Annotated in this window: 9 protein-coding genes; all 9 read left to right on the plus strand. The window is 34.2% G+C overall.

From position 1 onward, the window contains the following. The first annotated feature begins 2 nt into the window (after window positions 1-2). The 9 genes from AC1DY0_RS04635 (at window position 3) to AC1DY0_RS04675 (ending at window position 12647) form a co-directional block, all read left to right on the plus strand. Window positions 3-1766, plus strand: coding sequence for a glycoside hydrolase family 13 protein (locus tag AC1DY0_RS04635; protein ID WP_477187496.1), 1764 nt, complete (start codon window positions 3-5; stop codon window positions 1764-1766). Window positions 1767-1777: 11 nt separating this feature from the next. After that, window positions 1778-3514 carry a glycoside hydrolase family 13 protein gene (locus tag AC1DY0_RS04640; RefSeq protein ID WP_477187497.1) on the plus strand — a complete coding sequence of 579 codons (1737 nt, stop codon included), beginning with the start codon at window positions 1778-1780 and terminating at the stop codon, window positions 3512-3514. A gap of 26 nt (window positions 3515-3540) precedes the next feature. Continuing rightward, complete coding sequence (locus AC1DY0_RS04645; protein ID WP_477187498.1) at window positions 3541-5244, plus strand: glycoside hydrolase family 13 protein; 1704 nt, start codon at window positions 3541-3543, stop codon at window positions 5242-5244. A 183-nt stretch (window positions 5245-5427) separates the two neighbouring features. Then, entirely contained in the window at window positions 5428-5979 is a 552-nt protein-coding gene (locus AC1DY0_RS04650; RefSeq protein ID WP_477187499.1) for a hypothetical protein, read from the plus strand. A gap of 359 nt (window positions 5980-6338) precedes the next feature. Further along, on the plus strand, window positions 6339-7544 hold the full coding sequence (locus AC1DY0_RS04655) for a hypothetical protein (RefSeq protein ID WP_477187500.1): 1206 nt from the start codon (window positions 6339-6341) through the stop codon (window positions 7542-7544). Between the two features lie 23 nt (window positions 7545-7567). Next, window positions 7568-8479, plus strand: a complete 912-nt coding sequence (locus AC1DY0_RS04660) for a hypothetical protein (RefSeq protein WP_477187501.1) — start codon at window positions 7568-7570, stop codon at window positions 8477-8479. A gap of 1 nt (window position 8480) precedes the next feature. Beyond that, on the plus strand, window positions 8481-10037 hold the full coding sequence (locus AC1DY0_RS04665; protein ID WP_477187502.1) for a vanadium-dependent haloperoxidase: 1557 nt from the start codon (window positions 8481-8483) through the stop codon (window positions 10035-10037). Between the two features lie 478 nt (window positions 10038-10515). Next, window positions 10516-11535, plus strand: coding sequence for a LacI family DNA-binding transcriptional regulator (locus tag AC1DY0_RS04670; RefSeq protein WP_477187503.1), 1020 nt, complete (start codon window positions 10516-10518; stop codon window positions 11533-11535). Window positions 11536-11624: 89 nt separating this feature from the next. Beyond that, the gene (locus AC1DY0_RS04675) at window positions 11625-12647 is read left to right on the plus strand and encodes a LacI family DNA-binding transcriptional regulator (protein WP_477187504.1); all 1023 of its coding nucleotides are present in this window, start codon (window positions 11625-11627) and stop codon (window positions 12645-12647) included. Window positions 12648-12708: the final 61 nt, after the last annotated feature.

Genomic DNA, 12708 nt, shown 5'->3' on the forward strand with positions numbered 1-12708 from the left:
AAATGAAAAAACATACCACACTTTCGCTTGTATTAATTACACTAATTAATATTATTTGCAATACTATGATAGCCCAAGAAAAAAAAACACCAATAGACAGAAAATGGTGGAAAGAAGCAGTAGTTTACCAAATTTATCCACGTAGTTTCAAAGACTCTGATGGAGATGGTGTAGGTGATTTGAAAGGAATTATTTCCAAACTGGATTATATCAAAAGTTTGGGTGTAGATGTCATTTGGCTAAATCCCATCTACAGTTCCCCAAATGCCGATAACGGTTATGACATTTCCGATTATCAAAACATCATGAAAGAATTTGGTACGATGCAAGATTTTGATGCTTTGTTAAAAGGAATGCACGAAAGAGGACTCAAACTAGTAATGGATTTAGTTGTCAATCACAGTAGTGACGAGCACAAATGGTTTCAAGAAAGCCGTAAATCTCGTGATAATCCATACCGAGATTACTACCATTGGTGGCCGGCAGAAAAAGGAAAACCTGCATTTCGCCCTGGTGCATTTGAAGCGGATGGAAGTGGTTGGAGATACGACAAAACCACTGATTCGTATTACTTACATTATTTCAATTTCAAACAACCCGATTTGAATTGGGAAAATCCAAAAGTAAGACAAGAAATTTACAGCATGATGCGTTGGTGGCTGGACAAAGGCATTGACGGATTTAGAATGGATGTGATTCCTTTTATTTCCAAAGACCCAAGTTTTCCTGTAATTACACAAGCAGAATTGGACAAAAACTACCACGGCCGTTGGGATGTTTATATGGGAAGTGGCCCACATTTACACGAATACCTTCAGGAAATGAACCGCGAAGTTTTGAGCAAATATGATTGCATGTCATTGGCCGAAGGCGCAGGAATGCTTACATCAACAGCTTTGAATTTTGTGGATGCCGACAGAAAAGAATTGAATATGGGATATCATTTTGAAGGAACCAATTTGGGGTATGTTCCTGGTTATTTCAAAAAATCGGGACCTTACTCCTTAGTTGATTTCAAAAAAATCTATTCAGACTGGGATGCCGTTTACCAGACTAAAGGTTGGGGAACTATCTATCTGGGCAATCACGACCAACCTAGAATGGCAACTCGATGGGGAAATGACTCGCCAGAGTTTCATGATTATTCCTCTAAACTTCTGACTACCTTTTTGCTTTCGATGAGAGGAACTCCCTATTATTACAACGGAGACGAAATAGGAATGGTAAATGCCAAGTTTGACAAAATTGAAGATTATCGTGATATTGAAGTTTTTGCTGAATACGAAAAAGTAAAAAACGCCGGTGGCGATTTAAAGCAATTCATTGAAGATCAAAAAACAGGTGGTGCAAGAGATAATGGAAGAACACCTTTCCAATGGGACAGCTCAACCAACAGTGGATTCACGACAGGAACTCCTTGGATAAAAGTAAACGACAATCACACCGTTTTGAATGCTGAAGCACAAGACAAAGACCCCAACTCGGTATTGAATTATTTTAGAAAGATGGTTCAATTGCGCAAAAATAATGCAGTATTGGTTTATGGTAAATATACACTTTTGGACAAAAATAATCCTAATGTATACGCATATACCAGAGAACTTGAAGGTAAAAAAGTGTTGGTATTATTAAATTTTAGTGCTAAAAATGCTTCCGCAAATACCGGAATCAACATCTCTAAAGCAAAAGTTCTAATTAACAATTATGCAACGCCGTCAAAAAGTAATGAACTGAGACCTTATGAAGCGATAGTTTTAGAATTATAAAAAAAATAATCATGAAAAAACATCGTATTATATTGCTATATATAGGTTTAGTCCTCTTTTCATCTTTAAGCCTAACAGCTCAAGACAATAAGACATTACTATTAAAAAACACTGATAAAAAATGGTGGAAAGAAGCTGTTGTATATCAAATTTACCCACGTAGCTTTAAGGACAGTGATGATGATGGAGTTGGTGATTTGAAAGGTATTATTTCCAAACTGGATTATGTAAAAAGTCTCGGAATTGATGCCGTTTGGCTCAATCCTATTTATGCCTCTCCAAACGATGATAACGGCTATGACATCAGCGATTACAGAGCCATAATGAAAGACTTTGGAACCATGGAAGATTTTGATCTTTTATTGAAAGAAATGCACAAACGCAACATAAAACTAATCATGGATTTAGTAGTGAATCATAGTAGTGACGAGCACGAATGGTTCAAACAATCGAGAAGCTCCAGAGACAATAAGTATCGAGATTATTACCATTGGTGGCCAGCCGAAAAAGGAAAGCCACCCTACAGATGGAGCTTTTTTGATGTAAATAGTGACGCTTGGAAATACGATGCACAAACAAATTCCTATTACCTTCATTATTTTTCGCAAAAACAACCCGACCTCAACTGGGAAAACCCAAAAGTCCGAGAAGAAATTTATGATATGATGCGTTTTTGGCTTGATAAAGGTATTGATGGATTTCGAATGGATGCCTTTCAGTTTGCTTCCAAAGACACTACTTGGCCAGAACTACCAAAAGGATATGAAAAAAACATTATCAAATATTACGGAGTTGGACCTCATTTACATGATTATTTGCAAGAAATGAACAAAGAAGTTTTTAGTAAATATGATATCATGACTGTTGCCGAAGGTGCCGGTAGCTCCCCTCAGGACGCAATGCTTTTTGTTGACCCTGACAGAAAAGAATTAAACATGGCTTATCATTTTGAAAGTGTAGATATTGGAAAACATCTAAATGATTTTGGATTAGTCAAATACAAAGCTATTTTTTCTCGATATGATCAAGAATTCAAGGACAAAGGTTGGTTGGCTATTTTTATGGCCAATCACGATCAGCCGAGAATGGTGAGTAAATTTGGGAATGACACACCAGAATTTAGAGCAATTTCATCCAAAATGCTTTCTACTTTTTTAATGACTATGAGAGGAACTCCCTATTATTATTACGGAGATGAGTTAGGAATGGACAATATTCGTTTCAATAATATTGACGATTACCATGACCTTGACACTCGCAATAAATATATCGCATTAAAAAATAAAGGTGGTGATTTGAAGGCTTTTTTAGAAGAGCAAAAACAAACATCCAGAGAAAACGGAAGAACTCCTTTTCAATGGGATTCGAAACAAAATGCAGGTTTTACAACTGGAACACCTTGGCTTAAAGTCAATCCAAATTACACTACTGTAAATGCTGCTCAACAAGAAAAGGACCCTAATTCGATATTGAATTATTTTAGAAAATTAGTCCAATTACGCAAAAATGAACCCACATTGATTTATGGAAAATTTGAATTGGTTGACGAAAACAATCCTGCTATCTTTGCCTACACTAGAGAATTGAATAGTAAAAAATTACTAATCATTTTGAATTTTACTTCTAAAAACGCTTCCGCAAAAACAGGAATCAATCTCAAAACAGCTAAAGTGCTAATGAACAATTACTCTACACAATCAACATCTGAAGAATTGCGCCCATACGAAGCCATAATTTATCAGTTATAAAACAATAATTATTAAATCCATTTATTTTGAATACCCCATCAAACCCCGATAAATCAACTGCCATAGTTTCAAAAATTGAAAAAAAATGGTGGAAAGAAGCCGTAATCTATCAAATATACCCTCGAAGTTTCAAAGACAGTAATGGCGATGGGATTGGCGATTTAAGAGGTATTATTTCCAAATTGGATTACCTCAAAAGTTTAGGGATTGATGCCATTTGGATTAATCCCATTTATGAATCTCCCAATGATGACAATGGATATGATGTGAGTGATTATTGCTCAATTCTAGCCGATTTTGGCACCATGGAAGATTTTGATTTACTGATGAAAGGACTACAGGAAAGAGGAATCAAACTCATTATGGATTTAGTATTCAATCACAGTAGCGACGAACATTTTTGGTTCCAAGAAAGTCGAAAATCAAGAACAAATGAATACCGAGATTATTATTATTGGTGGCCTGCCGAAAAAGGAATCCCACCTTACCGCTGGAGTTGGTTTGATGTAAACAGCAATGCTTGGAAATATGACGAAACTACCGATGCTTATTACTTGCATTACTTTTCACAAAAGCAACCTGATCTCAATTGGAACAATCCAAAAGTACGTCAGGAATTATATCAAGTAATGCGTTTTTGGTTAGACAAAGGTATTGATGGATTTCGAATGGATGCGTTTCAGTTTATTTCGAAAGATGATTCTTTTCCTGAATTGCCATCTGAAATTTTGGGCAACATTCCCGAAATCATGAAATTTTATGGTAGAGGCCCACATCTACACGAATACATTCAAGAAATGAATCGGGAAGTTTTGAGTCAATACGAAGTTATGACTGTATCCGAAGGTGCGGGTGCATCTCCAGAAGAAGCAATGCTTTTTGTAGACCCGGATCGAAATGAATTGAGTATGGCTTATCATCTCGAAGGTGTAGAAATTGGCAAACACCTTGATGAATATGGTTTTATAAACTACAAAAAATTATATTCCAGATGGGATGACGGGTTCAAAGAAAAAGGATGGCTTTCTATTTTCTTAGCCAATCACGACCAACCTAGAATGGTTAGTAAATTTGGAAATGACGCTCCCGAATTTAGAGAAATGTGTTCCAAAATGCTTTCCACATTTGTCATTACGATGAGAGGAACGCCTTATTATTTTCAAGGAGATGAGTTAGGAATGATCAATATTCGCTTTGACAATATCGATGACTATAATGATATTGACACCAAAAATAAATACATTGCTATAAAAAGTGAAAATGGAGACTTGAAGGCTTTTCTCGAAGAACAAAAGCAAGCTTCACGAGAAAATTCAAGAACACCAATGCAATGGAATACTAGTAAAAATGCTGGCTTTTCAGATGGCAAACCTTGGTTAAAAGTCAATCCTAACTTTGCAACCATTAATGCCGAAGTTCAAGAAAAAGATGCAGATTCAACTTTAAACTATTTTAGAAAACTTGTTCAATTACGCAAACAAGAACCTGCTTTGGTTTACGGAACATATACGTTGTTAGACAAAGAAAACCCTAAAGTGTATACTTATTTAAGAGCATTTGAGGGTAGAAAAATAATTGTTTTACTTAATTTTTCGGCAGAAAGTGCAGAGTACAATTGTGAATTCGAACTAGAAAAATCAACCACATTACTCAATAATTATTCAAGTTTAAACAAAACAAATGAATTGAGACCTTTTGAGGCACTTGTTTTGGCACTAAACGAGTCTTAATTCTAAATTTTAAGCATAAATATTAAAAATTAATTTACGAAAATGCAATAAAAAAAACCAAAAAGACATATTTAAAAACAAATAACAAAATAAATTAACTTATTTTTTAACATATTAAAAATTATTTCTTAATTTTTTATTTTAATTAACAACAATCAATATTAATTGTTATTTTTGGAACGAATGAAAAAAATAGCTTACATATTACTATTTAGCACATTACTTGTGACCTTGTTTTACAATGCATTAGGCTATCGCATGCTTTTTGCTTTTGATCAAGAGCAAGAATGGGTAACGGCTATGAAAAAAATTCCAGATCCAGAATTTAAGGTAATTCATCTAAACGCCTCATTGTACACTTTTGCAGATGATACCGAATTAGAATATGTAAATGAAAACATTTCAATCAACAATAAAAATTACCATATTTTCAAAAAACAAATCAAGGACAATATTCTTAATTTATACTACCTCCCTAATGTTAATTCTTCCTTATCAACACAAGAAATAGAAAACATTGTTGACAATCAACTATTCGGTGGTAGTAACGAAAACAAAGGATCTTCAAAAAAAATTGTTAAGTCGTTTACGGTAGATTATTTCATACAATATCCAGAATCTATTACAATCACTAATACTACAGATTTCAAATCAATTCCTTTAATTTCTTTTTCAAAAGAGAAATTGCATGCTGGATTTATACCTTCTTTTTATTCTCCTCCAGACTTAGTTTAGTTTTTATTATTTATAGAAAAAAAGCAAAGACTACTATCATTTGAGATTACCCTTTATTCGTATTTATTATAAGTCTTTTCATGATCAATCATCAATTGTGATGAAGGAAATTATTTTGGATGGACATATTTAAAATATTTGATTAATTGGATTCAAACAATTTCCATTTTCGCATTTTAGGATTTAATTGTTAGCAAATTCAAATTTACAGTTCTCCCTTTTTTCTTTCCAACTTAAAAATCAAAAAGCCTATCGATTTGAGCTGAAATTATTTTTAGTTCACACAAAACATTTTTGTTCAAAACAAACCTGTTCCATAAATCACATAGGTCCAAAACTAAACAAGTAAAATCAAAATTTTGAAAAAATCAAACCCTACTATATATATTACATTTACCCTAATACTATCATTTTTCACAGCCTTTCAGTCTCAAAAAATCAATGCTCAAGGATGCGTAGCCGTTCGACAAATGGGAGGGCTCAACATGACTTTGACCAACTCCTATAATTTAAACAAGGGTGATTTTCAAGTAGGAGGAAATTATCGTTATTTCCACTCTTGGAGACATTTTGTCGGCAAAGAAGAGCAACCGCAAAGACAAACCACTGGAGGAGGCCTAGATGAAAATGGAAACGAACGTGGTAATGCTGTGAACATTTATTCACACGCTATTGATTTCAACATTTCTTACGGATTAACCGATCGTATTCAATTGAACGCCACATTACCTTATGTCAACAATGAACGTTCCCAAGTTTTAAAACAAAACCCAACAACCAAAAATTATCGCTATAGTGTATATGCAGATGGAATAGCTGATATTCGTTTGAGTGCTAATTTTTGGATATTTGATCCCTCAAAAATGCCAAAAGGAAATATCATGGTAGGTTTAGGAGTAAAACTAAACAATGGTAGCCATGACGAAATGGACAATGCTCCGCAAACTGACGGAAGCATACAAAGTGTCGTAATGGATCAAGCTATCCAACCTGGTGATGGCGGAGTAGGCATTATATCAGAACTTCAACTTTTCAGAAAACTAACTGACCGTCTTTACGGTTTTGCCAATGGATATTATTTATTCAACCCAAAGGAATCTAATGGCACATTCAAATCAGCACCAAAACCTGGCTTAGAAGGATATGAAATATATGCTTGTCCAGATCAATATTTTGCCCGTGGTGGATTGATGGTCGCTGTAGACAAAAACCAAAATTTCAATGTTTCTCTAGCTGGCCGTGTCGAAGGAATTCCTGCTTATGATGCCTTTGGAGGACAAGTTGCCTATCGCCGTCCCGGCTATGTAGTAGCTGTAGAATATGGTTTTGCATATACTTTAGGCCATCATGGTTTTAGCTTATTCATTCCTTACAACATTGTGAAAAATCGTATCCAAAGTGCAGCAGATATTGCCTCACAAGATTTGCAAAACTCAACAATAACCGACCCAAGTAAATATGTTCATGTACAAGGTGACGCTGCTTTTGCCGATTATTCTTTTAATGTAGGCTATTATTATCGTTTTGGGCTTGGAAAGAAAAAACATGTATCAGTTAATTTATAAGACTTAAAAAAAGAAATAAAAACATGAAGAAAATTTATTTAGGTTGCTTTATACTCGGCACTTTTTTTGCAAATGCTCAAACAGAGATTGATGCCATTATGATGAGTAAAAACCGATTCTGCGTTGGATCTGTTTACCAATACAGCAGTTGGGATGAGTATTGGGAAGGAACCAACAAAAGAGAAAATTTGAATATGGGAACGGTTTCCACTCAATCCATCGGAGTAATGGGTAACTATGGAATTACAAACAAAGTCAATGTTCTTTTTAACATTCCCTACGTAATAACGAATGCTTCAGCCGGAACCATGAAAGGCCAGGAAGGTTTTCAAGACCTATCGCTAACCGTAAAATACATGCCTTTTGAAAAGAAAATTAAAAATGCAACTTATTCACTATATGCCCTCGGAGGTTATTCTACCCCTGTTTCCAATTATGCTATAGATTATTTGCCGTTAAGTCTTGGATTAGGCAGTCAAGTAGCCACCTTTCGATTGATGGGAGACTATCAACTAGGAAAATTTTTCGCCACTCTTTCAGGTGCTTATTTATTTAGAAGCAATGTTAATATTGAAAGAAACACTTATTTCACTGATGAAATGCATTACACTAACGAAGTGGACATGCCAAATGTTATCAGCATAAACGGTAGAATTGGTTACCGCTCTGATAGATTAATTGCAGAAGCAATTATTGATAATTGGGTTACACAATCTGGAGGATTTGACATAACTCAAAACAACATGCCGTTCCCAAGCAATACTATGAATGCTTTACGATTGGGAACCAATATAAAATACACTTTAAAAAAGATTCCAGAACTCGCCTTTATTGGAGGAACCAATTATGTGATTGATGGCAGAAACGTAGGTCAATCAACCAGTTTTTATGGAGGTGCATTTTATGTAATCAATTTTAACAAAAAAGCGAACTAAGATGAAAAATAAGATTCAAATAAATATTTCAAAAAGTCTATTAATACTTTTAGTAGCATTCAACTATGCGTGTAATGATGATATTTCTGAACGTAATAATCAATTCCCTCAATTAAACCCAACAAACGCAGACGAACTCGCAGGAACATGGAAACCTATATTATTAACCGCTCCCGATGAATTTCCATTAGACGCTCCTATAGCAACTACATTACCGGCCTACACAAGAGAAATAAATGAAATAAAAAGCTATCAAGCAAATATCACTAAAGAACAACAGGCTATAATTGACTATTGGAGTGTTGGCGGAGTCTTACGTTGGAATGAAATCATGAGAACTCTGGTTGCCAAACACAATCGCCCTCCTTTTCAAAATCCTGATGGAACATATCCTATTCCTTCTGGCGCAAATCCATTTGCCAATCCAGAATTCCCTTTTTCAAATCCTCCATATTCTGCTAGGGCTTATGCATATGTAAGTGCTGCACAATATGATGCAATGATTGCTGCTTGGCATTACAAAAAACTTTACAATAGACCCGCACCATTTGTAGTAGATGCAACTTTACCTGTTTTAATTCCAAAAAGCAGTTTACCATCTTATCCTAGCGAAGATGCTGTTTTGGCTGGAGTTACTGTTGAATTATTAAAATTATTATTCCCAACCGAAATTGCTTTCATTCAAGAGAAGGCAGAAGAAGAAAAATTATACCGAATTATTAGTGGTGCCAATGTACGCAGCGATGTTGATGCCGGAATAAGTCTAGGTAAAAAAATAGCAAGCAAATTTATTGCACGTGCTTCAACAGATGGAGCTGGAGCTGCTGTGGGAAATCAAGATTTATGGACCTTACTCGAAACACAAACTGCAGCTAAAGGAGAAACACCATGGAAATCACTAGAAATACCAGCTAGACCTCCTATGCTGCCTTTGTTTGGAAAAGTAAAATCTTTCTTGATGACTCCTGAAATGGTTATTGCGAGTCGTCCGATGCCGCCTCCTTCCACAAAATCTGAACAATTTGCAAAAGAATTAGCGGAGATAAAAGCATTCAGCGAAGACAATTCTAAAAAACACCAAGAAATTGTCACTTTCTGGGCTGATGGTGTTGGAACTTACACTCCACCCGGACACTGGAATGCTATCGCTTCAGAAGCATTTGTAGAACAAAACTACAGCGAAGTAAGATGGGCAAGAAATATGGCCTTATTAAACATTTCAATGATGGATGCCGCCATAAGCTGTTGGGATGCTAAGTATTTTTATTTCAACCCAAGACCTTGTCAAATGGATTCGTCTATAAAAACAACAACTGGTGTTCCTAATTTTCCTGCATATGTATCTGGACACTCTACTTTTAGTGGAGCTGCCTGCACTGTTTTATCTCATCTTTTACCAACAAAAGCTGAAAATTTCAAAGCATTAGCAAAAGAAGCATCAGACTCAAGAATGTTTGGGGCCATACATTACAGAAGTGATTGCGAAAAAGGTTTGATTCTTGGCGAAACAGTTGGTAACTTTGCAGTAGCTAGAGCCAAAACAGATGGAGCCGAATAATTTAATTTACTGAACACAATATATTATTTAGTTACACAGTCTTAGATGATAAAATTATGGGTCTTTAATTGACTGAACACTTTTAAAGCCATGTTTTATTTAGTTAATAGTTTGGTTACTATGTTTAAAAACAAATTCTAAGGCTGGTAACTATTTAAAGTTACCTTTTAAAATAAAATTGAATTAATAACTTAAGGAATTAACGAAAAGAAATCAAATTTTTTAAAACTAAAAATCTTGCTCAAATTCGCACAAAACATTAAAAATTAGTGAAATAAATCTAACAGAAACTCAACATAATATTTGATACATTTTTTATCAATTGATTCTAAACCAATTAAAAAAAGCACACCTAATATTTAATAAAAGTTAATTCCAAACAGTTTCTTGAAAAATGAAAATACAATAAATAAATTGTATGTTTGTTTTTCAAGAAACTGTTTTTTTTAATTAGATTTTTAAATCTGGAGTTACTATTATGAAAAACGCCACACTCAAACAAATTGCTGACCAGCTAGGTATTTCCATCACTACTGTTTCAAAATCGATTAAGAACTATCCAGATGTAAGTCCAGCAACAAAAAAAAAGGTTGTTGACTTGGCAACTTCACTGAACTACACTCCGAATAGCTTTGCCGTAAATCTCAGAACCAAAGAATCAAAAACCATAGGTGTTATAATACCAACAGTTGATTATCATTTTTTTTCTAAAGTCTTTCAAGGTGTATTGGAAGAAGCCGAGAAAAGAAACTATTTAGTTATCATTTTGCGATCTAATGAAAAATTAGAATTAGAAAAAAAGCAACTCGAACTATTATTAAGCAAAAGAGTTGATGGTATTATTATTTCACTATCTAATGAAACGGGTGAATTCGATCATATAAAAAACATATTGGCCCAAAATATCCCTTTAGTCCTTTTTGACAAAATTGCTAAATTGGTTAATTGTTCCAAAGTAACCATAAATGATAGAAAAGCGGCTTATGATGCTACTTCATATCTAATTAAAAAAGGACGCAAGAAAATAGCCCATTTTCGCGGATCCTATATGCCTCAAAATTCAATTGATCGATTTTTAGGATATAAGAAAGCATTGGAAGACCACAATATTCCTTATGACCCATCCTTGATCTATGTTTGTGACAACAATACCGACTTAGAAGATGGGTACGCAAATGCCATAAAAGCCATTGCGGAACATCCTCATTTGGATGGAATTTTTACAGTAACCGATATGGTTGCTGTTGGTGTTCTCAAATATTTAAATGAAGTAAGCATCCCAATGCCTAAACAAATTGCCATTGTTGGATTTTGCAATTCATTTGTAACTGAAGTAACTACCCCAAAACTTTCCACAGTTGATCAACCAGGATTTGAAATAGGCAGAGTTGCTGCATCGATTTTATTTGATGAAATCAATTCAAAAAAGAGAAATGAGCCCATTATTTTTCAATCCATAGAGTTAGGAACATCTATTTTAGAAAGAGAATCTTCTTAATTGGTTATTGAATTATAATTAATATATTGCGTAAGCATTTTTTAAATCAAAACAATAATTCCAAACTTAATTTAGCCTCGATTTGAACCATGAAAGATATTACTCTCAAAGAAATAGCGACTACATTAGGAATTTCAATTACTACCGTTTCAAAAGCTTTAAAAAACTACCCAGACGTTAGTGCCAAAACCAAGCAGGCCGTAATTGACCTTGCTCAAAATTTACATTACACCCCTAATAGTTTTGCTGTAAACTTACGAACGAAAGAGTCCAAAACCATAGGTTTGATTATTCCGGAGGTAATGCATCATTTTTTTTCTAATGTAATTAATGCCATTATAGATGAAGCCGAAAAAAATGGCTATTTGGTTATCATTCTACAGTCAAATGAATCTATTGATTTAGAAAGAAAACAAGTGGATTTATTAATTAACAAAAGGGTCGATGGTATCTTGATGTCTTTGTCCAACGAAAGTAATTATGACGATCATATCCAGCAGATCATAAATAGAAAAATCCCTTTTGTAATGTTTGACAAGATAACCAAGTTAGCTTCTTGTTCTAAAGTTATCATAGATGACCAAAAAGCTGGTTTTAATGCTGTTCAACATTTAATAAATATAGGATGTAAAAAAATAGCCCATATCCGTGGCCCACTTAATCCGCAAAATTCGATTGACCGCTTTATTGGATACAAAAAAGCATTGGAAAAAAACAATATCCCATACGATTCAAGCCTTGTTTATACTTGTGACAAAGTATCTTTCCAAGAAGGTTATGACTTTACTTCACAGATAATAAAGGATCATCCAGATGTAGACGGTATCTTTATTATTACTGATTTAGCAGCCTCAGGGGTTATATCGTATTGTAATGAAAATCAAATTAAAATACCGAACCAAATTGCAGTAATTGGTTTTAGCAATTGGTTCATGTCACAAGTAATTTCACCAAAATTAAGTTCGGTCGATCAACCAAGTCATGAAATGGGAGTTGCGTCATTTAATTTATTATTAGAAGAAATGAATGCCCATAGAGACGAAATTCCTTTTACACCGAGAACCATAGAATTAGAAACAAATATTATCATACGGGAATCAACTATTAGGTAATCAAAATTAATTTCATAAAAAATCCCTTCCTTCTGGAAATTTTCAGAAAGAAGGGATTTTT

The organism is Flavobacterium sp. P1_E4 (assembly GCF_056405915.1).